This is a genomic window from Bradyrhizobium sp., from assembly GCF_019244115.1.
Lineage (GTDB): Bacteria > Pseudomonadota > Alphaproteobacteria > Rhizobiales > Xanthobacteraceae > Bradyrhizobium.
Map to the genome: position 1 here is coordinate 13,325 of NZ_JAFATE010000557.1, position 23,326 is coordinate 36,650.

Sequence of the window (23,326 nt, forward strand, 5' to 3'; positions counted from 1 at the left end):
GCTTGTGCACAGAAAGCTCGCGTGCCAGAACCACAGCGACATTTCGCCCGGCAAATCCACCACAGCACGAGACTGTCCCATGCACAAACTGACTTTGACCGCACTTGTCATCATTGCCACATCGGCAACCTCGGGCGCGCTGGCGCAGGATGCCGCCAAGGGCGATCCCGCCGCGGGCAAGACCTCTTTCAACAAGTGTCTCGCCTGCCACTCGATCGGCGAAGGCGCCAAGAACAAAGTCGGCCCCGAACTCAACGGGCTCGACGGGCGCAAGTCGGGCACCGCGCCGGACTATTCCTATTCCGATGCCAACAAGAACTCCGGCATCACCTGGAACGAGGCGCAGTTCAAGGAATACATCAAGGACCCGAAGGCCAAGGTGCCCGGCACCAAGATGATCTTCCCCGGCATCAAGAACGAAAAGGAGATCAACGATCTCTGGGCCTACATCTCGCAATACGATGCGGACGGCAAGGTCAAGGCGAACTGAGCCGATCTGACGCGACCGCGTTTGCATCGAATGCGTGCGCCTTCGAACCGAAAACCCCGGCTCCCCCGTCGGGGTTTTTTCATTCTTGGTGCTCCCTCTCCCCGTTCTTACGGGGAGAGGGTTGGGGTGAGGGGCCTTTTTCAAGAGCGCAGCAGGCGGAGAGGCCCCTCACCCGCCGCGCACTTAGCGATGCCAGAGGCATCGCTCTTGGCGCGGCGACCTCTCCCCGCAAGCGGGGAGAGGCAGCCTCAATTCGCCGCGGCCTCGGCGGAATTAAGCTCTGCGATCATCGCATCGATTTCGCGCGCGACGAGATCAGGCGCGGCCTGTGCGACCATGTGCCCGACGCCAGGCAGCACGATGAGCTTGGTCTGCGGCACGGCGGCGGCAAACGGCTGGGAATGGATCCTCGTCGACACTGTCTTGTCGGCATCGCCGGAAATGATCGTCACCGGCACCTTGATGTCGCCATAGTGCGGCGCCTGCTCGACCACCGCCTGCTTCAGCGTGATGAGGTCGCGCGCATTGGCCAAAAATTCGCGCGGACGTAGCAACAACGGTGTCGCGGTGCTGGCGACAAAGTCCTGCGGTAAGATCTGCGGCAGGAACACGCCGCGCGCACCGGATTCCGCGAGCATCAGTCCGAGCGGCAGCGTGATCGTGTAGGCGAGCAGCGATCCGACCAACGGCGTTGTGACCGCCGCATTGTACCATCCCACCCCGCCGCGCCAGGGATAAGCGACCGGCGCCAGCATCACCAGGCCCGCGACACGCTCGGGGTAATCGAGTGCCATGCGCGTTCCCAGCGCACCGCTCCATGAGTGCACGACGAGGATGGCCGGACCAATGCCGAGCTCTTTCAGCGCCTCGGCGATCATGCCTGCCTGCAGCGCCGGCGTGGAATCCGCTTCCCTGTCGCGCACGCTCCAGCCATGACCCGGCCGATCGATCAGGATCACGCGATGCGTGCTTGCGAGCAAATTGCCGAGCGGCTGTCGCATCACTTCGAGATTGCAGCTCGCACCGTGGATCATCACGATCGGAGGCTTCACTGAATCGCGAGGACCGATATCCACAACATTCAGCGTTGCGCCTGTGACATGGATGGTCTTTCCCTTTGCGGGATATGCGCGCTCAACAATCGCAACCGCGGCCTGCGTGGCGAGCGCGAGAAGTGCTGCTATCGCCACCAGAGCGATTGAAATCACTGACATTTTCCGGACGATTCCTGGCACGATCCAGCTACGGGCGAGCCCCTACACAGTTTCATGGCTTAGCGCGGAGGTTGTTCCGTAGTATTTCGGCGTGTGTCACACGTACGTCGTCGGCCTTTTTATAACCATGGTCGACACGTTCTCTGAACGCCGGATGATTGCTGATGGGGCAATCATCTCTCGATCTGTCCACATCATCCACAGCAACGATCGATCGGGCGCCACGTTTGTCTCGCAGGGTAAAATGAGTGGGAGGGGGTTTCGAATGAGTTTCAGAACCAATGACGCAGCCATCGACGAGATCGTGGCCAATTGTGGCGGCGATCTGCGCGGTGCGCTGAAGGCCTTGCTGCTCGTCAATGAGCATCTCGAAGCGGAACTGGCACAGCTCTACGCCGCGGCCGCGCATAACGGCCTCGCCGAGCGCCGCAACAGCGTGCTGCACTGAACGGAGGCAGCTTGAAGCGCTGCCTCCGCTGTTCGAGCATGACGGCTGCGGAAAGCCCGGGACAGTTTTCCGCATCATGCTCGCCCAACGCGACCGTCAGTCCTCGTCGGACTCCGGCTTTGGACACGCGCCGATGGTCGAGCGAGCCAGCTTCGCATCGGCGCGCGACTTGTACGGACCGTCCGCGAACCAGATGTCGCCAATGATGACCGGATTGCTGGTGACGATCTCGCATTTCGCGCTCGCGCGATTGCCGACCACCCAATAGAGTTCATCAGCCAGCGCAGTCGAACAGGCAGCGCACGCGATAAGCAGCGCGGCTACGAGCGTGGATGCGGCAGCCATGATCATGGTCGGGTGCCTCTTGGCACACCTCCTTGCAACGGATCGCGGCATTTTAGGCATTCCCGCGGCAACTGGCGCGACAATCATCATGACACGGTCGAACGACCGCGGCCGTGGTTAATGGCTTGCTGCTCGTTAGATGTCGCGGCCCTCGACCTTTTCGGTCAAGGTCTTGACCAGGTCGGGCACCTTTTCCAGGTGCGGATTGACCGCGAGCGCCTTGCGGAACGCTTCCAGTGCGTGCTTGTCGTCGCCGAGTTCCTGCATGATCATGCCAAGGCCTGCGAGCGCGCCGAAATGACGAGGTTCGCGGGCAAGCACCTGCTGGATGTCGGAGAGCGACCGCCCATAGTCGTTTTTCAGATAAAACACCGTGGCGCGCCGGTTCCAGGCTTCGACATAGTCGGGGCGCAGCTTGATCGTGGCATCGAGCAGCTTGATCGCGACGTCCATCTGGCGCGTGTCCATCGCCGCTTTCGCGCGCGTCATGAGCAACGCGGCCGTGTCGCTCGGGGTCTGCAGCCAAAGCGCCCAGATGCGCGCTTCCACGGCCCGGGCGCTGGCATCATCGGGCGCGGCCTTCAGCGCGCCGAACAGGAAGTCCAGGCCACGGGAGCGGTCCGCCGGCACCTTTGGCAGCTTGCTCGGCGCCTCCGGAAGCTTCTTCTGCTTTTGCAGCGGATCGGGCAGGTCGTCCTGCTGCGCTGACGCGGCAGGCACGATCATGAGCATGGCGGCGACGAGGACCGCCGAACCGAGGTTGCAGGCCGAAAATCGAAGCGTCATTGCGTGAGTCTAAACGCAGCCGGCCGCCCTTGCAATGCAGCAACGGTGTCAAAGACCTGTGATGGTGTGATTGATCGCCGTCGAGCGCGCGTCAGCCCTGCCGCGCCTTGAAACGGCGCTGCACCTTGTTGATGACATAGACCCGACCCTTGCGGCGGACCAGGCGGTTGGCGCGGTGCCGGCCGCGCAGCGATTTCAGCGAGTTACGGACCTTCATCTTCAAAAATCCTGATGCTTCTGGAAAGGCCGTGTTCGACAGGCCGGACATCGCAAAACGGGATCATCCCCGCCGGCGGCCTTGCCGCCCGGGACGGCGGTTTCTAGGCGAAGCCACCGCCAGATGTCAATCGAAACCGCCCCTTCCCGGGCGCTCTGCCACATCGCGCTCTCAACATTTGCGGGGCTCGTCTCCCCTCCCCCTTGCGGGGAGGGGTTGGGGGTGGGGGTCCCCGGACGCTGCTGTGCGTGCGACACCCCTCCCCAACCCTCCCTCGCAAAAGGGAAGGGGGCGCACCTCCGATGCGGCGCTAAGGGCAGATCAGGTCCCGCGGGAACTCCACGATGGCCTCGCCGGTGGCGACCGTCTTGCCCGAGCGGTTGCGGACCACGACGTCGATCAGGACATAGCGGGACTTCTTGCTCGCCCGCTTGGCCTTGATCAGACCCGTTGGGTGGACGGTATCCCCGGGCCGGACCGGCCTGACCCACCTGGTTTCCAGCCGGCGGTGGACGGCGCCGAGCGGACCAGCCCAACTGGCGATCATGCGCGTGATCGGCGCGTCGTCGTCATGCCGCGTTGCGCCAAAACTCGGCCCGTCGATCCCGTCGCCGATCCGCAGGCTATCGAAGCTGGTCGTCATGCCCCCTGCTCCCGTCGTGCCCTGACTATCGCACGTGGTGCCGAGCGGACAGTGACGCTGATGCCGGCATGGCAGGTTTGTCCCCGCCTTTTATGCCGCCGCTTTGCGAAATTGGTTATATAGTATAATCAATTGAGCAAACTCAGACATGCCGGGAGAACGACCATGCCCAAGCTGAAGCTGCCCAACATCGACGACGTCGTCGCCATCGACATCCATACCCATGCCGAGGAGCCTTGCGGCCTGCATGCCGACGACGGCTATGATGATTTTCAGGCGCAGATGGCGGAGTATTTCAAGTCGCCGAACAAGCATCCGCCGACGGTCATGGAGACCGCGGCCTATTATCGGGCGAAAAACATCGCCGCCGTGATCTTTCCGGTCGATGCCGAGCGCGAGACCGGTTTCCGCCGCTACAGCAATTACGAGATGCTGGAGGTCGCCTCGGAAAATCTCGACGTGCTGATCCCGTTCGTCTCGATCGATCCGCACAAGGGCAAGCTCGGGGTCCGCGAGGCGAAGAAACTGATCGAGGAGTATGGCGTGCGCGGCTTCAAGTTCCATCCGACCATGCAGGGCTTTTATGCCAACGACCGCATGGCCTATCCGCTTTACGAGGCGATCAATGACGGCGGGGCGATCGCGCTGTTTCACACCGGACAGACCGGGGTCGGCTCCGGCATGCCCGGCGGCATGGGCATGCGCTTGAAGTATTCCAATCCGATGTACATGGATGACGTCGCGGCGGATTTCCCGGACCTGAAAATCATCCTCGCGCATCCCTCCTTCCCCTGGCAGGAGGAGGCGCTGTCGGTCGCGACTCACAAGCCGAACGTCTATATCGACCTCTCCGGCTGGTCGCCAAAGTACTTTCCGCCGATCCTGGTGCGCTACATCAACTCGATCCTGCAGGACAAGATGCTGTTCGGCTCGGACTGGCCGGTGATCACGCCGGACCGCTGGCTGTCGGATTTTGCAAAGCTCGACATCCGCGACGACATCAGGCCAAAAGTGCTAAAAGCCAACGCGCGCCGGCTGCTCGGGATCTAGCTGAAGCGTGACGAATTGAATTGGAAGTGTTGCCGCATTGGCGGTCGGCCCCCTCTCCCCGCTTGCGGGGAGAGGGTTGGGGTGAGGGGGAGTCTCCACCGGCGCGGTGCTTGGAGAGTCCCCCTCACCCACATCGCATCTTCGATGCGATGCGACCTCTCCCCGCAAGCGGGAAGAGGTGAACAGCACAGGTGGCCCGACGCAAGAAGGGCCTAACAAGAAAAGGTGTGCCGTGAGCATCAAAGCCGTTGTCTTCGACGCCTACGGGACACTCTATGACATCCAGTCGGTGGCCGATGTCACCGAGGAGGCCTTTCCCGGATACGGCGAGATCATCACCCAGGTCTGGCGCATCAAGCAGCTCGAATACACCTGGCTGCGTTCGCTGATGGGCCACTACGCAGATTTTGCCGCCGTCACGCGCGATTCTCTCGCCTACACGCTGCGCATACTTGGCCTGAGCGATGAGCCTGCCGCCTTCGACGGCATCATCCAAAAATATCTGCATCTCGATCTCTATGGCGATGCGCTGGCCACGCTGTCAGCGATGCAGGACAGGCGGCTTGCCATCCTGTCCAACGGCAGTCCCGAGATGCTGAACGCGCTGGTGAAAAACAGCGGCCTCGATCGCCTGCTTCAGGCCACGATCAGCGTCGACGCCAGCAAGGTGTTCAAGCCTGCTCCAGCAGCCTACGCGCTGATCGAATCCACACTGCACGTATCGCCGGCCGACGTGCTGTTCGTCTCGTCAAACCCCTGGGACGCCTGCGGCGCAAAAGCGTTCGGCCTGAACGTCGCCTGGATCGAGCGGGTGACAGGCGAAGCGATGGCGCTCGCCTGCGTCGAAAGCACGGTGCTGCCGCCGCTCACCCTGTTCAAGGCGATTCGCACCCAGATGGACGAGCTGGGCTTTGCGCCCGATCACCGCATCCGCTCGCTCTCCGAACTGCCGGGGCTTCTCTCCCAACATTGAATGGATCAGCATGAGTCTCGAATCCGTCCGTGCCTTCTTCGCCGAGAAGGCCCCTGACATCGCTGTGATGGAATCCGCAACCAGTTCCGCCACGTCGCGCTGGCCGCCGCGGCATTCGGCGTCGAGCCGGCGCGGATCGCCAAGACGCTCTCGCTGCGCGTCGGCGAGCGCGTGATTTTGATCGTGGCGAGCGGCACCGCGCGCATGGACAACAGGAAGGTGAAGGCCAAGTTCGGCGGCAAGCCAAAAATGCTCGGGCTCGAGGAGGTCGCCGAGATTACCGGCCACGAGGTCGGCGGCGTCTGCCCGTTCGGGCTGAAGGCGCCGCTGCCGGTCTATTGCGACATCTCGCTGCGGGCCTTCGACGTCGTCGTGCCGGCGGCCGGCTCGACCCATAGCGCGCTGAAAATCACGCCGTCACGGCTGGCCGAGCTCACGTCAGCCGAATGGATCGACGTCTGCCAGAACGGAGCGTGATCGCGATCGTGGCGTTCCGCGTCGCCCGCTTCTGTTGCAGCTCACCTCACGATGGCGCCGTAGACGATGTCCTGGACCTGCTCGCGGTAATATTTCCTGATCTCGCCGGGCGCCGCCGTCCCCACCACGACGACGAGACGCTCCTTCGGGTCGCAGAAGAACTGCGTGCCGTAGGCGCCGTTCCAGGTGAACTCCCCGGGATTGCCTGGGACCGACGAGAGCCCTTCGCTGGTGCGCACAGCCACGCCGAGGCCGAACGAAAACCCGCCGCGATGCGGCTCGACATTCGCGACCTTGTTCTTGATCTCCGGACCGAGGTGGTTGGAGATCATGTGGTGCACCGTCCGGGGACCGAGAATGCGCTGGCCGTCGAGCTCTCCGCCGTTGAGCAGCATCTGCGCGAAGCGCAAATAATCGCCGACCGTGGCAAACGCGCAGGCCCCGCCGCAGTCGAATTTTGCCGGCGTGTCGAGCAGCTTGATCGCCTGTGGCTTGCCCGTCAGCGGATCATCGGCAAACGGACGGGCAAGACGATCCCGCTGCGGCTCGGACGGAGCGAAGGTGGCATCCTTCATGCCGAGCGGCTGCCAGACATTGCGAGCCAGGTATTGGCCGAGGCGCTGCCCACTCACCTTCTCGACGACAGCGCCGAGCACGTCGATCGAGAAGCCGTACTCGAATTCCGTACTCGGCTGGTGCGCCAGCGGCAGTTTCGTGATGCGATCGATGAAGGCCTGTGTGTCGCCCTCGATCGCCGGGGCCGTCCCCTCCGGATAGAGACGCGCGACCTCGCTCGACGAGTCCGGCCGTCCGCCATAGATCAGGCCGGACGTATGACGATAGAGGTCGTGGATGGTGATCGGCGAACTCTGCGCTTCGAGTTTCAATGAACCGTCAGGCTGCGGCACGCCCACCTTCATGTCGGCGAATCCCGGATAATAGTCCGAAAGCTTCGCCTGAAGCGGCAGACGGCCCTGCTCCATCAGCGTCAGCGCGGCGACCGCCGCCATCGGCTTGGTCATGGAAGCCAGCGCGAACACCGCATCGAGCGGCATCGGCGTGCCCCTGATCGGATCGAGCGCCCCATAAGCCTTGTAGTGCACGAGCTTGCCGTCGCGCGCGATTGCGACGACCGCGCCTGGCACACGCTTCGCGCCGGTCTCGCGCGCGAAGAAATCGTCGAGCCGCGACAGACCCTGCTCGGAAAACCCGACGTCATCGGGCTTTGCCTCCGGCAAGGGAGCGCCGTACGCCACGTTCAGTACAAGCCCGACGGCCGCTGCTGCGGTCACGATGCGCGTCTTCATGCTCTCCTCCCTCGAGGACGGATCGATGTCGCTCATTGGTGCGATCGCGGTATCCGCCGACGGTATGATTAGATCACGTCCGCAGCAGCGACAAGTAAAAGCGGCCCCCGGCGCTTGCACGGCAAGACGTCCTGCACGGGCGAAAACGTCATAGCTTGTTCAAGGCAATGCGGAGCGCAACCGAACGAACGACGAGCTGCCGGCTCGACGGGGCGCAAGACCCGCGATCGCGGGACGACCGAAGCGGCTGGACTAGCGCGTCTTCGGCACGCGTCCGATCAGAGGATTTTTCAGCGATTGATCCGAGCGGCCCGGTCGCTGCGACGGACTGGCTGCGCGGGCTGCTGCGCATTGTCGCTGGACATGAACACCGCGCGGCACGGCTCGGAAAGCAGCGGCGTGTTATAGCGGAGACAGGCAATGATGCGGTCGGGGTCGGGAATCTGCGCGCCGCAGAGCCGGAACACGTCCGGCGTGCAGGCCATCTGCTGTTCAGGGGTGCCGCGATTGTCCTGCGCGACCGCCGCGCCTGCGCCGACGAGGCTGACGACCGACAGTGCAAGGGCAAGGATCATCCGCTGCGTCAGCATGTCCGGTTCCTTCTATGCCGTGCGCGGCCGTTCCACGCGGGCTCCAACACTCGCCAATGAATGCGGCGCGGAATGGTTCGCGTTCCACAAGAAAACGTGAAGTTGCCGTTCATGTGTCCTCCGGGCCGGCGCTCGAATTTGCACGAGATCCTGCCTGCATCGGATGCGCCGATTGCCCGTCGTGCCAATCCGCCGCAGTTGGTTGATTTCTGATTTTTGCAATCGGGCTTGACTTTTGCGTAAATCAGAAGCATCATCCGCGTCGTCCCGCACTCGCTACGGAGGGGCGCTTCGCGATCGTCACGGACGTTGAGCGCGGGATGCGATGGCTGCGATGGTGTCGCGCGTGCCCTGTGTACGCGGACGAACGATACCGACGCGGACGGTGAAATCGTGTGGTCCTGTCGCCCCGACGCTGGCGATAAGTTGCGCTGATGACGTCGGCGCGACGATGGGGGCAAGAAAGCCCGGTCCCCAGGGAGATCACGTATAAGCCGTAAAGCCGCTGCGCAGGGAGGGCCGGTTGTTCGGCCAAACCTGTGGTGACTGCCGCCAGCTTTTTTTGTTGCTGGCGGGCCATGGGTGCGGCCTGCACCCGGCCTTCCCTGCGCCCTCTGTTTCCAGAGGGACGCGACTGACGCAAAACTCGGGTGTTCAGCGCCGCGAGAATGCGTAGTTGCGCTCTCAAGCTGTTCGAATGTTTGAATCAGAAACTGATGTTCACCCCCGACATTATTGCAGAACGCCAACGTCAGTTTCGTAGGGTGGGCAAAGGGTGCGAGAGCGCCGTGCCCACCATCTGGCCGCGTTGCGAGAACGGTGGGCACGCTACGCTTAGCCCACCCTACAAACTATCGTCATTGCGAGGCGCAACGCGCCGAAGCAATCCAGAGTCGCAGTTAGGGCGCTGGATTGCTTCGCTTCGCTCGCCATGACGGGACACACCTCATTTCTTTTTCCCTCTTGCGAACTGCTTCACCAGAAACGCCGCCAGCACCTCGACGCGCGCGGGCCGCGGCCCGCCGGGCGGGGTCAGCAGATGAACGGCGCCTTCCGCCTGCTTCCAGCCTTTCAGGATCACCTCGACCTTGCCGGTGGCAACGGCGTCGCCGACGATGAACTCCGGCAGGTCGGCGATGCCGAGCCCCGCGACCACGGCCGGCAGCAGCGCCTCGCCATTGTTGACGCGCAGCGGTCCCGCAGGACGCACGCTGACCTCCTCGCCCGCGGCGTTGGTGTAGTGCCAGACATTCGGGTTCGACAGATAGGCGTAGCCAAAACATTTGTGGTCGGCGAGATGCATCGGATGGGTCGGTCGGCCGTGGCGCCTCAGGTAGGATGGCGCCGCCACGGTGTAGCGCGGCATCGGGCACAGCCGCCGCGCCAGCAGCGAGGAATCCGGCAGCCGCGCGATGCGCAGGCCGGCATCAAATCCTTCGCCGATCAGATCCACGGTCGCATCGCTCAGATGCAGGTCGATCGCGACTTCCGGGTAGGCTTTCAGGAACTCGGGCAGCAGCGGCGCCACCACCTTGACGCCAAAAGTCATCGGCACCGCGAGCCGCACCAGCCCGCGCGGGGTCGCCGATTGCGCCAGCACCTCGCTCTCGGCCGCTTCGCCATCGGTGAGCAGGCGCGCGGCGCGCTCCGACAGCCGCTGCCCGGCATCGGTGAGTGCCAACCTGCGCGAGGTGCGGTTGAACAGCCGGGCCCCGAGCCGCTCCTCGAGCCGGCTCACCGCCTTCGAGACGGTCGCCTTCGACAGCGCGAGTTCGCCGGCGGCCGCCGCGAAGGAGCGCAATTCCACCACCTTGGCGAAGATCGCCAGCGCCTCGAAATCCGGGAGTTTTGCCATTTTGTTTGGATCGCCAGCAGCGCTTTTGGAAACAATGAGTTTCGATAGTTTCTATTTATGCATCATGCGGCGACGCTTATCCAGAGCCCAACGACATCCAATCGTTTGAGGGAAAATCCCATGATCGAACTGAAACCTTATGCAAAACTGGGCGGCGCCGACCACGGCTGGCTGAAGGCCAAGCACCACTTCTCCTTCGCGAGCTACTATGACCCTGAGAACATGGGACATGGTGCCCTGCGGGTGTGGAACGACGACGAGATCGCGCCGAACACCGGCTTTCCGGCGCATCCGCATCGCGACATGGAAATCATCACCTATGTCCGCGAAGGCGCGATCACGCACCAGGATAGCCTCGGCAACAAGGGCCGCACTGAAGCCGGCGACGTGCAGGTGATGAGCGCCGGCAGCGGCATCCGCCATTCCGAATACAATCTCGAGCCGGTCACGACACGGATTTTCCAGATCTGGATCGAGCCGACCACGGAGGGCGGCCAGCCGACCTGGGGGGCAAAGCCGTTTCCGAAAGCCAGCCGCAACGGCAAGTTCGTGACGCTGGCGAGCGGCATCAAGGGCGACAATGACGCGCTGCCGATCCGCGCCGATGCACGGGTGCTCGGCACCACGCTGAAGGCCGGCGAGACCGCGGAATATTCAGCGGACAAGGCGCGGCATCTTTATCTGGTGCCGGCGGTCGGCCGCGTCGAGGTCAACGGCGTTGCCGTCAACGCCCGCGACGGCGCTGCGATCCGCAACGAGGAGGCGCTGAAGATCACGGCACTGGAGGATTCCGAACTGGTGCTGGTCGACGCGGCGTGAATGCAGTCATCGCCACACACAACCGTCATGCCCGGGCTTGTCCCGGGCATCCACGTCTTTCCTTCATCGCCAATACGTGGATGGCCGGGACAAGCCCGGCCATGACGACTGAGACAATCGGGCATTCCAAAATCACTCAAAGGAGAGCAATCATGGCTAAAGTTCTTGTCCTCTATTACTCCGCCTACGGCCACATCGAGGCGATGGCCAACGCGGTGGCTGAAGGCGCCCGCGAGGCCGGCGCCAGCGTCGACATCAAGCGTGTCCCGGAGCTCGTGCCGCCCGAAATCGCCAAGGCCTCGTACTACAAGCTCGACCAGGCCGCGCCGGTCGCCACCATCGACGAGCTGGCGAATTACGATGCGATCATCGTCGGCACCGGCACGCGCTTCGGCCGGATGTCGTCGCAGATGGCGAACTTTCTGGATCAGGCCGGCGGCCTCTGGGCCAAGGGCGCGCTGCACGGCAAGGTCGGCGGCGCCTTCTCCTCGACCGCGACCCAGCATGGCGGCCAGGAGACCACGCTGTTCTCCATCATCACCAACCTCCTGCATTTCGGCATGACGGTGGTCGGGCTCAACTACGGCTTTGCCGGACAGATGAAGCTCGACGAGATCACCGGCGGCTCGCCCTATGGCGCGACCACCATCACCGGCGGCGACGGCTCGCGGCAGCCCAGCGCGAACGAGCTCGCCGGCGCGCGCTATCAGGGCCGCGTGATCGCGGAGACAGCCAAAAAGCTGCACGGCTGAGCGTCATGGCTGATGCGAGAGGGGCGGCATTCTCCGATGCGAATGCCGCCGCTATCGGCTCAAAGCTCGTGCGCGGCTCGCTTGCCAAGCAAGCGGCCGACGCGCTCCGACAGTGCCGGATAGCGGCGGATCCATTGCGCCGCGCAATCGCGCAGCAGCAGCGGCAGGCCGCGCCAGCCGAGCAGCAGGCTCACATCGGTCAGCGGAATGGGGCTGGCGCCGAAACGGCGCTTGAAGGCGTAGTTGCCGATCGAGAGATCGAACTGCGTGATCCCCTGTGCGGACAGCGCATCGATGGAGCGCTCGATGATCAGGCGGCTCGGCGAGCAATGCGACCAGCGCTCCCCCGCATTGCTGATCCGCAGGAAGATGAAGGTGTTGTCACGCCGGATGCCGAGCGCAGTCGCAACGGTGGCCTCGTCGCAGGTCAACGCCGCGACCACGACGTAGCCGTCGCCAAGCCCATTGCCGATGAGCTCGCGGTAGAATTTTGCGCGCGGGCCGCTGTCGAGATTGAATTCGAGGCCAAGGCTGCGCATCCGCGCCTCCTGCTGAGCGTCGGTGGTTGCCAGCAGCGCCAGCGCTTCGGCCGGACTGGCGACGATGCGGAAGGCTGCGCCCGGATATCGGCTGAACACGCGCCAGCTCCGTGGCAGCTGCATGCGTTTGATCGCGGCGCGGTAGGAGTCGATGTCGTCGCCGAGGTCGATCAGGTTGCCATTCAGCGAACACGAGCCGGCACGGCCGGGCGAGGCGAAAGGATTGGGATGGCCGCCCAGTTCGGACGGCATTTTTTGCAGCCGCAGCAGATCGGCCCCGCCCGGCAGGCGGCGCAATGCCGATATGAGCGCGCGGCAGAGTGCGGCCATGCCGGCAGGATCGTCCGGCGCTCCGCGTGCGAGCAGCGGCGCGTTATAGTCGGTGAGGCCGAGGTCGGCAAATTCGACGATGCGGATGCCGCTCTGCGACCGCCGCACCAGCGGCAGCAGCGCGATCGGCTCCGAGGTCGCCGCGTCCAGCACGAGCGCGATCAGCGGCTCGAGCGTCCCCCTTTCACCGAAGGCGTCGTACCAGGCGCTGATCCAACGGGTGTCCTGGAACGGCGTCCCCGCGCTTTCAACGGTCCAGCGCGAGGTGGCCTGCCGCCAATCCCTGACCAATTCGACGCGAAACCGGGCCGCCCGTGGCCCGCCGGTCGCCTTCACATCGGCCTTCAGATCTCTTGCCGACAATATGGTCATGCTAACCCTCGCCGCGCCCTTTCTGGCCATTCCTCTCAGGCGCGAAGACCATCCGCCGCTGTCCCGATCTGGGACGAACGGCGCCTGACGTCGTTCTGTCTGGCAAGAGGGGTGCCGTCCTACCGTGGGACCGTTGACCGGTCGCTAATCAGTGCCGTGTATGGCTAACGCAGAGATTGTCAGGCGCTTACCATGAGGTCAGGCCCCGCACATCACGTGCTTTTCCTCGACGCGGGCGCGCAGATGCAGTGCGGCGTCGGCCAGTTCACGCGCCGTCTCGCCGAGACGATCGAGCGGCTTGCCCCGGGCACCACGACGACGTTTTCGCTGACGCGCGAGGATGGCACGGCGGCCGAGATCTGGCGGGCCGTGGGATCGGCGCAGAACATCGTCTGCAACTTTCCGATCGTGGCCTGGAAGCGCCTCATCATCGCCCCGCTGCTCGCACTCGCCATCGCGCGCCTGCGCGGCCGACGTGTCATTTTGCTCCAGCATGAATGGGCCGGGCTGCACTGGCTGCGTCGCCTCGCCTACATGCCCGCGCTGCTGCTCGCCGACATTATCGTGATGTTTTCCCCGCTGTTGCAGCGGCAACTCGCTGCCGACCCGATCGTCGGCCGGACCGCGCGCAAATGCATCCTCGCGCCGCTGCCGCCCAACATCGAGGCGCCCGCAGGGATTACGGAGTCCCGGTTGTATCACCGTCTCGCCCGGGCCCGCACGGACGGGCAGCTCATCATCGGTCATTTCGGGTCGATCTATCCCGGCAAGCAGCCGAACGCGCTGCTCGGCATCGGCGCCGTGCTCGCCGCGCGCGGCATGAGGCCGCTGATCCTTTATGTCGGCTCCTTCATCCGCGGCATGGACCGGACCAAGGAGGAGTTTTATGCCCGCGCCGAACTGCTCGGCATCCGCGACGCGGTCCTCGTCTCGGGTTTTGTCGCTTCGGATCATGAGGTGTTCGGTTTGTTCAGCCTGATCGACGCGTTCTGCTATCCGCTCGACGAAGGCCTGAGCGCGCGACGCTCCAGCATTCTGGCCTGCGTGCAGTCCGCTCGCCCGGTGATCGTGACCGGCCCGGCCGAGGACGGCGAGTTCGACCATCATCCGCGCTTCCGAGCCCTGATCGAGCACGGCACCATCACGCTGGTCGCGCGCGGCGCCAATGAGGCCGCCTATGCCGATGCGATCATGGCCGCGCTCGACCGGCCCGCGGCGCACATGCCGTTCGATTTCGACGGGTGGTGGGCCGACGTGGCGCGCGTCATCCGGGCGCAGTTTGCGCTCAGGCCTTCAGGCGAAATCGCGCCAAATAGTGCAGGCCAAACACCGCCAGCAAGAACGTGAACCAGAGCGGATCGGCACGATCGAGGAAGAAGCTTTCCAATGACGACAGATAGAGGCCGAACACCCAGAGCTGCAGCAGCAGCAGGAGGAGCGGGCCGCCATTGCCGGCACGGTCGGCGCGCTGAAAATTCCGGAGCGGCACGATGACCAGCACGAGGATGAGCAGCGCCAGGCCCGGCAGGCCCGTCCCGAGCGCCGCATCGAGATAGCCGTTGTGGCTATGCGCCGCGGTTTCAGCCCATTCGTTTCCGTCCGGCAGATCGCGGATCGCCTCGGTGCCCCAGAAGGCGGCGAAGCCGTACCCGGTCAGGAGACGCGACTGCAGCGACTGCAGTGCAAACGTCCAGATGTCGGTACGTCCGGTGAAGCTGGTATCGAGCGGCAGGGCCTTCGCAATCTCGGCGAGGCCCTCGCTCATGACCGTGCCGATGGACAGAAGATTGAGCAGAGCGAGCGGCGTGAGGAGCATGGCGGCCCGCAACCAAAACGGCCGGAGGATCATCGTGAGGAAAGACACCATCAGCACGACAACGGTCAGGGCGAGGGAACTCTTCCCTCCGGTTTTCAGCAAGAACAGCAGGGCAAGCGCCGTCGTCGCGCCCCCGCTCAGCCAGGCGCCGGAGCGGCAGGTGTAGATGCCGATGAAGACCAGCATCGCCATGATGGCGGCGGCCACGTTCTTGTGCCCGAACACGCCGCGCCAGGCGCCGGCGAGATGCCATTCCTGGGCATCGGTGGCGAGATGGATCGACAGATGCGGCACCAGTACGACGCCAAGATAGCAGGCGCCGAGCAGCACCAGGGCGGCAATGCTGAAATAACGCATCAGCTCGTTCTGCGTCTTCGGCAACAGCATCATGGTCGCCGTCACTGCGATGACACAGGCGGTCAGCGCGAGGCGGCGTACCGATGTCGAAAAGTCCTGCGACAGGACGACCGTCGCGATCAGCCAAGCGCCGAACAGGATGAAGGCCGGATTGACGAGACTGGCGAGGCCGCGCCAATCGTCGCGCAGCGCAAGCGCAAGCATGAGAACGCCCATGCAGCCGAACGAGAGATAGGTCATTGTCTCGTTGCCGGCGATCGGAACCTTGAACTGCTGGCGGCCGAGGTCGGCAAAGGGATGCAGCGAGATCCAGGCCAGCAGCAGCGCGCCGATGAAGGCGAGGCCGCGGACGATGTCCATGACCTGCTGGCGCCGCAATCCGCCGGCGATGACGCGCAGGTCCTGTGTGGTGACGAACTGGCTCATGATATGATCTTCGAGGCCTTGTACGGCTGCGGCTCGAATCCAAACGCCGCCAGCGCGCTGCCGGTGGCGACAATGATCGGATGCAGCGCGATCAGCGCCTTGCGACTGGTCAGCGCGAGACACATGGCACGAAACAGCGAGAATGGGAGCAGCGCCACGAGCTTGGCGATCAGGCGAAGCTGCGATCCGACATCATCGGCAAGCCTGCGTTGGACGTGATAGTTGATGGCCCCGATGCGCAAGCCGCGCAGCGCGAGCCAGGCTGGACTGGTCCGGCTGCGCGGGACGCTCTCGGTGATGACGGCGTCCGCAGCCCAGTAGAATCTCATTCCCGCTGCGCGGCAGCGGGCGAAGAAATCAGTATCGCCCCCGCCGAGGAAATTGAACCGCAGATCGAACGCCGGAAGCCCAAGACGCGTGAAGACGTGACGCCGGATCAGGCAGTTGCCACAGCCATAGATCATCGGCACCGGACCGCTCGCATCGTAGGCCGGACGAAACGCCGGATGATCCCGCAGCCCGCGCTTCTCGTCCTCGTCAAATTTTGCCCACACCGGTCCGCCGACGATGTCGGCGCCACTGGTTTCGGCGGCACGAAGCATCCGTTCCAGCCAGTCGGGGGAGGCGACCTCGTCGTCATCGATCATCAGGAAATGGGCGGCTTGCGGGAACGCCGCGAGGGCCATCTCGAACGCCGCGTTGATGGCGTGGCAGTTGCCCTGCCGCGGCTCGACCACGCACAGGCCCATCAAGTCTTGGAGCCGCAGGACATCCGAGGCGACAGCAACGCTGGTCCGCTCGGCGGCATCGTTCTCGACAACCACGACGGCAAAGCGGCGGCGGGTACGCTGGCCCGCGAGCGAGCGCAGCGTCATCCGCAACAGCTGCGCACGACGATAGCTCGGAATGCAAACGACGATGCCGATCGTCGGATCGAGCACAGGCGACGCTGCCGCGATCGGATGCATCGGCGAACACGTGACATCATTCGCGGCGCTCAAATCCTGCCAAACCAGGTTCATATCATCACGTCAATCAAATCGCCGACAAAAGAGTGTTCCGCAGCGGGACGTCCCACCATCCAACATCCGTCTGACAGGACGTCGCCCGGACAGTCCGTTCTGCAATATCCAGTCCAGGATGAGGGTGCATCGAGAGAAACGCCGCGCCATGGTAAAGCCGAGCGTGGACACGCTCGCCTCTACATCGCGACGCCACAGCACGTGAAGGCGAGGCGCCCGCTGTCTCAAATGCAGACATGGCGAGCGGCTCCGCTGTGCCAAAACGGGTCTTACGACCCGCGATAAGCGTCTCGGTTGTGCACTCACGTTCATTGCGTGTCCGACAACCTGCAACCGCGCAGCGCGTTAACCATTCCCAGATCAGCGAACCGTGTTTTTACGGGTCCGGCACCGATCTTGCTGTCTCGACCGCAAGCACGTCACGTCTCGCATTGCCGAGCATCCATTTGCAATCCCAAGCGACCACAATGATGAAGCCTATCGCGTTGCTAACGCCGACCTATCGACGCGATCTGGATCGCTGCGCCTTGCTTTGCGAGAGCGTGGACCGCCATCTCTCCGCGGCTTCGACCCACTATCTGCTGGTCCCTGACGCCGACCTCGCTTTGTTCGCCCCGTTTACGAGCAAGCGACGCGTCGTGCTGGCGGCCTCGCATTTCCTGCCTGACTGGCTGCGGCCGCTGCCGTCCTTCATCCGTCGCAACCGGCGCCAGTTCTGGTGGTCGTGGCGCGCGAAGCCGGTGAATGGCTGGCACATCCAGCAGATCCTCAAGATTGCCGCCGCCATCGCGCTGCCGGAGCAGCGTTATTGCATCCTCGACTCGGATATTGTGTTCTTTCGCGATTTCGATCTCTCACGGTTCGCCCATCCGAGGCCAATTCCGCTGCTGGCGAGGACGAACGAGGTCAGCGCGACCACCCCCTGTCATGCGCGCTGGATCCAAACCAGCCACCAGCTACTGGGCCTGCCGGCTGCAGAACTTCCGGCGGAGGATTTCATCGGCCATGTCATTCTGTGGGACCAGGACACCGTCCGAGCGCTGGCTGCGCGCATCGAGACGACCACCGGCCGCGGGTGGATCGAGGCGCTCTGCCGGACGCGCGAGTTCTCCGAATACATGCTCTACGGCATCTTCGCACAAACCACCGCGGGCCTGTCGACGCGACATATTCGTGTCGGCGGCACGCCCTGCGCGAGCTACTGGGACGCACCGACGCTGGGTCGGGACGAGCTGACGGACCTGCTGCGACGGGCCGACAAGAACGCCGTTGCGTTCTCCATTGCGTCGTTTTCCGGCACAGCAGTGGATGCGATCCGAACCGCGCTTGTCGGGCACGAGCGACGGCTTGCTCGTTCCGCAAGCGCATCCCCTCCCGCGGAGCTTGCGACGCCATGCTGATCCGGCAAGCGAGCATCAATCTCATCGCCAACGTCGGTTCGGCGCTGCTGGGACTATTGAGCGTGTCGATCTTCACGCGGCTGTTTTCGGCGCACGATTATGGCGCCTACCTGCTTGGCACGGGTCTCGCCGCCGTCAGCAGCGTCTTCCTGGTCGGCTGGTTCCGCAACCTGATCCTGAGCGGGCACGCGCGCGATGACGGCGCCGATATCCGCGGTGTCGTTCTGGCCGGATATGCCATCTGCGGTCTCGCGGTCCCCGTTGCGTTCCGGCTGGGCCAGCTGCTCGGTCTCGATCGGCCCTCCGCGCTCGCTGCGATCGCCCTCGCAGTTTCGATCGGCCTGTTCGAGCTGACCCAGGATCTGCTGCGAGCCCGTCTCGAGGCGCTCGCGGTCATGAGAGCAATGCTGGTCCGCGCCGTCGCGCTGCTCGCGCTCGGCGTCGCCATCGCCTTCCTCCACCCGACGGGACCTCTCCTGCTCACGGCCTCGGCTGCAGCCTATCTGCTCGCAGTGCTGGTCCAGACCCGCACGGCATGGGGTGGCGTGACCGTCACGTTCGATCTCGCCAAACTTATCGCAGCCGCGAGAAGCGGCCTGCCGCTGACGCTGTCACTGACCCTGTTGGCCATCGCCAGCGTGACCGACCGCTTCGTGATCGCCAGTCTGGTCGGCACCGCCGATGCCGGCCAATATGTCGCGGCCCTCGACCTGGTCCGGCAGACCCTGATGATGCCGGCACTGAGCGCCGCGGCAGCGTTCTTCCCGCTTGCGATGCGTATTCATGCCGCTCAGGGCAATGCGGCGGTCAGCGCCCACCTTGCCGACTGCGCCGAGTTGCTGTTTGCCATCATCTTGCCGGGATGCCTTGGCTTCGCGATCATCGCGCCGCACGTCGCCAATCTCGTCCTCGGCCCCGATTTTCGCCTGCTCGCCGCACAGGTCATGCCGATCGTGGCGTTCGCCGTGCTGTTTCAGATCATGACCCAGCAATATCTGCATGCGAGCTTCCTGCTGTCGCGCCGCAACTCCTTCTACCTGATCAATACCGCGACCATCATCACCGCGAACGCGACCCTGTCCTATCTGCTGGTCGGCCATTTCGGCACGGTCGGCGCCGCGTGGGCGCGGCTTGGCGCCGACGTGATCGGCTTTGTCTGCGCGCTGCTCCTGAGCCGCTTGGCCTTCCCGATTCCGGTGCCGGTCCCCCGGCTCGCGCTCGTGACGATCGCGGGACTCGTGATGGCGCTGTTGGTGGCCGCCCTCGACCGCGGCCTGCGCGCAACCGATGCCATCGCATGTCTCGTGCTGGTCAGCGCGGGGATTCTTGCTTGCGGCGCCATGTACTGGCTGCTGGACATCGCACGGGGCAGAACCCGCCTGAAGAGTGGCGTTGCGCTGTTCCGAACCAAGTTCGTCAATCCTGATATCGGATGATGCTCCATGAACATGACACTGCCGCCTGATCTCCGGCGTTTCAAGGCGACGAAGCGTAAACCCTCAGCCGGCGCGTGCGGCGGTTCGAACGGAGGCTGAGGACCATGCTTGCCTATGACCAGCCGATAGCTCGGCGCGAGCTGAACGGAGCGACACCGTCCGCCCCGCAGGGCGACGTCGACCTGCTGCAACTCGGCCGCCTGCTGTGCCGGCGGCGCATCATGATCGCATCGGGCGCGCTGATCTGCGCGCTGATCGCGGTTGCCGCCGGCAAGAGCCTGACGCCGCGCTTCACCGCCACCGCCGAGCTGTATGTCGATCCGCGCGAATTGCAGCTGGTCGACCGCGAACTCACCCCGCGCGCGCAGGACGTGTCCGGGCTTGCCATGGTGGTGGACAGCCAGGCGCGGCTGATGACCTCGAGCAGCGTGCTGTTGCAGGTGATCAAGGAGCAGCACCTGGATGCCGATCCGGAGTTCGGCGGCAACGCCAGGGGTCTCCTTGCGAGGCTCGTCGGCCTCGCCGGGGTCGAGCTGCACGGCGACGCCACGCTGGCCGCGACCGCGGCGCTGGAGGCGCTGAACCGGCACATCACGATCCGCAAGACCGAGCGCAGTTTCGTGGTCGATGTCGAGGTGTGGTCGAACGAGCCGGCCAAGGCGGCGGCGCTCGCCAACGCCATTGCGAGCACCTACCTTGCCGAGTCCCACGCCTCGCAGGCGAACGCGGCGCGCCGCGCCACCAGCGATCTCTCCGGCCGCCTGAAGGAGCTGCAGCTCCGCCTGCGCGATGCCGAGACCACGCTTGCGACCTACAAGGCGCAGAACAATTTCGTCGGCACCCAGGACACGCTGATCAGCGATCAGCAGCTGTCCGCCTCCAACCAGCGCCTTGCCGCGGCGCGGGCGCAGACCATGGACGCGAAGGCGCGCTACGACCAGATCGAGGCGACCCGCCGCGGCTCCGCTGATGCCGGCGCGATTGCCGAGGCGCTGCAGTCGCCGACCATCGCCAATCTGCGCGCCCAGTACGCGGAGGCCCGCAAGCGCCTTGCCGAGCTGACCGCCGAACTCGGCCCGCGGCATCCCGCGCTGCGCCAGACCGAAAAACAGGTCGATGATCTCCGCCGCACCATCGGCGAGGAGATCGACCGGTTTGCGCAATCAGCCAAGAACGACCTGATCCGCGCCCGCGATTACGAGGCGTTGCTGAACAAGGCGCTGGAGACACAGAAGCGGCAAAGCGTCGAGATGAGCCAGGCGTCGGTGCGGCTGCGCGAAATCGAACGCGACGTCGAGGCGAGCCGCGATGTCTACCAGTCCTTCCTCAAGCGCTCGCGCGAGACCGAGGAGCAGGAAAGCCTCAACACCTCGGCCGCGCGGATCATCGGCGAGGCCACCGTTCCGCAGCGGCGCTCGTTCCCGCCGGCCGTGAGCCTCTTAGCCATGATCGGCTTCCTGTTCGGCGCGCTTGCCGCCGGCGGCCTCGCCGTCGCTGTCGACCGCTTGCCAGGACAGGCGCCGGAGCCGGGGCCCCGGGGCGAGGGGCGCAAGCCGCGCGCGGCCGCGCCCGCGCAGCCGGCCGAAGCCGCATCACCCGTCCCGGTGCCCGGCGCAGTTGCCGAAGCAGCGACCAGCACCGCGGTGCCCGTCGCACCGGCCGAAAAGCCCGTCATCGTTCGCCTGCAGGAGAGCGACATCCTGCGCACGCTGGGCGGCATCCTCGCGACCTCGGCAGCCGCCGACGTGACGCGCCTTGGCTGGCCGATCCTGCGCAACGGCACGGCGCCGTCGGCGTTCCTCGATGGCGTGCGCGGCATCCGCGCAAGATTGCCGCGACGCGCGTCATCCAACACCGTACCGGTCGTGGCCGTGATCGGCGATGCCGCCGGGAACGACGACCGCAGCATCGCCGCGCTCAATATCGCACTCGGATGCGTGCGCGATGGCGCAAAAGTCCTGCTGATCGACGCCGACCCCGACACTGGCTCGCTGTCGCGGCGGCTCGGCCGGCTGGGCAAACTCGAGCCTCACCGGCTCGGCCGGCTCAGCATCGCCGGCCACGCCTCGCGCGCGATTCAGACCGCGAACGGGATTTCCATCCTGCCCGCGCTCAAGGGACACAACGGCGAGGCCGCCGATGCCGTGCGCAAGGCGCTGGCGCGGGCGCGTTCGGCCAGCGACTTCGATGTCGTGATCCTCGATGGCCCCGCGATGCCGTGGGACGTGGCCGATCTCCACCTGCTGGACGCGGCCGATGTGCTGGTCGCCGTGCTTCCGCTGCGCCTCGGCATCAACGAGAGCATGGAGGAGATCATCGCAGCGCTCGGACCTGCGCAGGACCGGCTGGCTGGCGTCGTCCTGAACGAGCTCGGCGCTGCGACGGTGCAGGAGCAAGGCAGGCAATATGCCTGAGCGCCGGCAAAATCTCCTTGGGCGAACGCTGACTGCCGGCATCCCCCGGGTCACGCTGGGTGGATTGCGGCTCGCCGTGCTCGACATGGAACAGACCGCGAATTTCATGATCGCGGCGGCGGCGCCGCAGCATCGCGCCGCGCGTCCGCTCTATCTGACATCGGCCAATGGCGAGGTGCTGTCGCGCTGCGCGACCGAACCGCTCACCGAGCGGCTGTTCCGTACCGCCGACCTGATCAGCGCCGACGGCCAGCCGCTGGTGATAATCTCGCGCCTGCTGTCGCGAACCCCCCTGCCGCAGCGCGTGGCGACCACCGACCTGTTCCATGTGGTCGCGCGCAAGGCGCAACTCGCCGGCCTCTCCTTCTATCTGTTCGGCGCGGATGAGCGGGAGAACGCGGCCGCCGTCGCCAATATCAGCAGGATTTATCCGGGCCTCAGGATCGCCGGCGCCTGCCACGGCTATCTGCGCGGCGAGAGGCTCAGCGCCAAAATCGAGGAGATCAACAAACTCGCGCCGGACTATCTCTGGGTCGGACTCGGCGTGCCCTATGAGCAGGCCTTTGTCGAGCAGTTCACGCCGCAGCTTCGCAATGTTGGCGTCATCAAGACGGTCGGCGGCCTGTTCAACCATCTCTCCGGCAGCCGCAGCCGGGCACCGCGCTGGATGCAGCACGCCGGGCTCGAATGGACCTGGCGCGTGTTGACCGAACCGCGCCGCCTGTTCTGGCGCTATCTCACCACCAATCCGCGCGCGCTGTATCTGTTGCTCAGCAGGAGCGGCGATGCGGGCCGCGGTCGCGCGAGCACAGTCGCGTTTGCGGGGCGCGCTCAGGTTCGAGACTCGGCACGTCCACACGCTAACCTCGTCCCCGCGAGAGCGGGGACGCATAACCACAGGCTTTGAGCCGCGCAAGCTGGGGCTCGAAAATTCGTCATTGCGAGCGAAGCGAAACGATTCAGAAATCTCTCCCAGGAGAAAGTCTGGATTACGTCGGCGCGGACGCGCCTCGCAATGACGCGCTTCCAATTCCGGCTTCAACATGTCAGAGAACAGAGGGTGTGAGTCCGCATTCTCGCGGCGCGAATTGCGTCCGAGCTGTCGAGCGAACGGCCCTCCGAATGAGAAGAGGGCGCAGGGAATGCCGGGCGACGGCCTCGCCCATGGCCCGCCTGCAAGCAAAAAACGCAGGCGGCAGTCACCACAGGTTCAGCCAAATCATCCCGGCATTCCCTGCGCGATGGTTT

At 64.7% G+C, this 23,326-nt stretch carries 22 protein-coding genes and 1 pseudogene; 12 read left to right on the forward strand and 11 right to left on the reverse strand.

What is annotated here, in order from left to right:
- The first annotated feature begins 79 nt into the window (after nt 1-79).
- On the forward strand, nt 80-490 hold the full coding sequence (gene cycA, locus JOZ76_RS24735; protein WP_291703033.1) for a cytochrome c-550 CycA: 411 nt from the start codon (nt 80-82) through the stop codon (nt 488-490).
- 248 nt (nt 491-738) lie between these two features.
- Here the strand turns inward: cycA and JOZ76_RS24740 are convergent, their stop codons facing one another.
- Nucleotides 739-1,698: an alpha/beta fold hydrolase gene (locus tag JOZ76_RS24740; RefSeq protein WP_291703110.1), complete on the reverse strand. Its 960-nt coding sequence runs from the start codon at nt 1,696-1,698 to the stop codon at nt 739-741.
- Between the two features lie 271 nt (nt 1,699-1,969).
- On the opposite strand from JOZ76_RS24740, the gene JOZ76_RS24745 reads away from it, so the two are divergent.
- Nucleotides 1,970-2,152 (forward strand): hypothetical protein, encoded by a 183-nt coding sequence (locus JOZ76_RS24745; protein ID WP_291703112.1) that lies wholly within the window; start codon nt 1,970-1,972, stop codon nt 2,150-2,152.
- 96 nt (nt 2,153-2,248) lie between these two features.
- Here the strand turns inward: JOZ76_RS24745 and JOZ76_RS24750 are convergent, their stop codons facing one another.
- The 4 genes from JOZ76_RS24750 to JOZ76_RS24765 all read right to left on the reverse strand — a co-directional run bounded on the left by JOZ76_RS24750 (nt 2,249) and on the right by JOZ76_RS24765 (nt 4,143).
- On the reverse strand, nt 2,249-2,497 hold the full coding sequence (locus JOZ76_RS24750; protein WP_441300086.1) for a hypothetical protein: 249 nt from the start codon (nt 2,495-2,497) through the stop codon (nt 2,249-2,251).
- Nucleotides 2,498-2,632: 135 nt separating this feature from the next.
- The gene (locus JOZ76_RS24755) at nt 2,633-3,223 is read right to left on the reverse strand and encodes a tetratricopeptide repeat protein (protein ID WP_441300087.1); all 591 of its coding nucleotides are present in this window, start codon (nt 3,221-3,223) and stop codon (nt 2,633-2,635) included.
- Nucleotides 3,224-3,374: 151 nt separating this feature from the next.
- The gene (gene ykgO / locus JOZ76_RS24760) at nt 3,375-3,500 is read right to left on the reverse strand and encodes a type B 50S ribosomal protein L36 (protein ID WP_006611362.1); all 126 of its coding nucleotides are present in this window, start codon (nt 3,498-3,500) and stop codon (nt 3,375-3,377) included.
- A 310-nt stretch (nt 3,501-3,810) separates the two neighbouring features.
- Complete coding sequence (locus tag JOZ76_RS24765) at nt 3,811-4,143, reverse strand: MaoC family dehydratase (RefSeq protein WP_291703036.1); 333 nt, start codon at nt 4,141-4,143, stop codon at nt 3,811-3,813.
- Nucleotides 4,144-4,308: 165 nt separating this feature from the next.
- Between JOZ76_RS24765 and JOZ76_RS24770 the strand changes: the two genes are divergently transcribed.
- From JOZ76_RS24770 to JOZ76_RS24780, 3 genes and pseudogenes are all read left to right on the forward strand, one after another.
- On the forward strand, nt 4,309-5,193 hold the full coding sequence (locus tag JOZ76_RS24770; RefSeq protein WP_291703037.1) for an amidohydrolase family protein: 885 nt from the start codon (nt 4,309-4,311) through the stop codon (nt 5,191-5,193).
- Between the two features lie 232 nt (nt 5,194-5,425).
- A complete protein-coding gene (locus JOZ76_RS24775) occupies nt 5,426-6,166 on the forward strand; it encodes a haloacid dehalogenase type II (RefSeq protein ID WP_291703044.1) in 741 nt (246 codons plus the stop codon).
- A 10-nt stretch (nt 6,167-6,176) separates the two neighbouring features.
- Nucleotides 6,177-6,643, forward strand: a pseudogene (locus tag JOZ76_RS24780) (YbaK/EbsC family protein).
- A 41-nt stretch (nt 6,644-6,684) separates the two neighbouring features.
- Here JOZ76_RS24780 and JOZ76_RS24785 read toward each other — a convergent pair.
- The 3 genes from JOZ76_RS24785 to JOZ76_RS24795 all read right to left on the reverse strand — a co-directional run bounded on the left by JOZ76_RS24785 (nt 6,685) and on the right by JOZ76_RS24795 (nt 10,395).
- A complete protein-coding gene (locus tag JOZ76_RS24785; RefSeq protein ID WP_291703046.1) occupies nt 6,685-7,950 on the reverse strand; it encodes a serine hydrolase domain-containing protein in 1,266 nt (421 codons plus the stop codon).
- Nucleotides 7,951-8,240: 290 nt separating this feature from the next.
- Nucleotides 8,241-8,540: a hypothetical protein gene (locus JOZ76_RS24790; protein WP_291703048.1), complete on the reverse strand. Its 300-nt coding sequence runs from the start codon at nt 8,538-8,540 to the stop codon at nt 8,241-8,243.
- Nucleotides 8,541-9,486: 946 nt separating this feature from the next.
- Nucleotides 9,487-10,395, reverse strand: coding sequence for a LysR family transcriptional regulator (locus tag JOZ76_RS24795; RefSeq protein ID WP_291703051.1), 909 nt, complete (start codon nt 10,393-10,395; stop codon nt 9,487-9,489).
- 120 nt (nt 10,396-10,515) lie between these two features.
- Here JOZ76_RS24795 and JOZ76_RS24800 point away from each other — a divergent pair, with 120 nt between their 5' ends.
- A complete protein-coding gene (locus JOZ76_RS24800; RefSeq protein WP_291703053.1) occupies nt 10,516-11,214 on the forward strand; it encodes a pirin family protein in 699 nt (232 codons plus the stop codon).
- Between the two features lie 152 nt (nt 11,215-11,366).
- Nucleotides 11,367-11,966 carry an NAD(P)H:quinone oxidoreductase gene (gene wrbA / locus JOZ76_RS24805; protein WP_291703055.1) on the forward strand — a complete coding sequence of 200 codons (600 nt, stop codon included), beginning with the start codon at nt 11,367-11,369 and terminating at the stop codon, nt 11,964-11,966.
- A 59-nt stretch (nt 11,967-12,025) separates the two neighbouring features.
- On the opposite strand, the gene JOZ76_RS24810 is transcribed toward wrbA, so the two are convergent.
- Nucleotides 12,026-13,207, reverse strand: coding sequence for a GNAT family N-acetyltransferase (locus JOZ76_RS24810; RefSeq protein WP_291703058.1), 1,182 nt, complete (start codon nt 13,205-13,207; stop codon nt 12,026-12,028).
- A gap of 192 nt (nt 13,208-13,399) precedes the next feature.
- Between JOZ76_RS24810 and JOZ76_RS24815 the strand changes: the two genes are divergently transcribed.
- Nucleotides 13,400-14,554 (forward strand): hypothetical protein, encoded by a 1,155-nt coding sequence (locus JOZ76_RS24815; protein ID WP_291703059.1) that lies wholly within the window; start codon nt 13,400-13,402, stop codon nt 14,552-14,554.
- Here the strand turns inward: JOZ76_RS24815 and JOZ76_RS24820 are convergent.
- A complete protein-coding gene (locus JOZ76_RS24820) occupies nt 14,493-15,806 on the reverse strand; it encodes an O-antigen ligase family protein (protein WP_291703061.1) in 1,314 nt (437 codons plus the stop codon). The two genes, JOZ76_RS24815 and JOZ76_RS24820, sit on opposite strands and share 62 nt — an antisense overlap.
- Nucleotides 15,803-16,828, reverse strand: coding sequence for a glycosyltransferase family 2 protein (locus tag JOZ76_RS24825; protein ID WP_291703063.1), 1,026 nt, complete (start codon nt 16,826-16,828; stop codon nt 15,803-15,805). The genes JOZ76_RS24820 and JOZ76_RS24825 overlap by 4 nt, the downstream gene beginning before the upstream one ends.
- Before the next feature lie 467 nt (nt 16,829-17,295).
- Here JOZ76_RS24825 and JOZ76_RS24830 point away from each other — a divergent pair, with 467 nt between their 5' ends.
- From JOZ76_RS24830 to JOZ76_RS24845, 4 genes are all read left to right on the forward strand, one after another.
- Nucleotides 17,296-18,228, forward strand: coding sequence for a DUF6492 family protein (locus JOZ76_RS24830; RefSeq protein ID WP_291703065.1), 933 nt, complete (start codon nt 17,296-17,298; stop codon nt 18,226-18,228).
- Nucleotides 18,222-19,664 (forward strand): lipopolysaccharide biosynthesis protein, encoded by a 1,443-nt coding sequence (locus JOZ76_RS24835; RefSeq protein ID WP_291703071.1) that lies wholly within the window; start codon nt 18,222-18,224, stop codon nt 19,662-19,664. Before JOZ76_RS24830 ends, JOZ76_RS24835 begins: the two co-directional genes overlap by 7 nt.
- Before the next feature lie 104 nt (nt 19,665-19,768).
- Nucleotides 19,769-22,078, forward strand: a complete 2,310-nt coding sequence (locus tag JOZ76_RS24840) for an exopolysaccharide transport family protein (RefSeq protein WP_291703073.1) — start codon at nt 19,769-19,771, stop codon at nt 22,076-22,078.
- Complete coding sequence (locus JOZ76_RS24845) at nt 22,071-22,985, forward strand: WecB/TagA/CpsF family glycosyltransferase (protein WP_291703074.1); 915 nt, start codon at nt 22,071-22,073, stop codon at nt 22,983-22,985. Before JOZ76_RS24840 ends, JOZ76_RS24845 begins: the two co-directional genes overlap by 8 nt.
- Nucleotides 22,986-23,326: the final 341 nt, after the last annotated feature.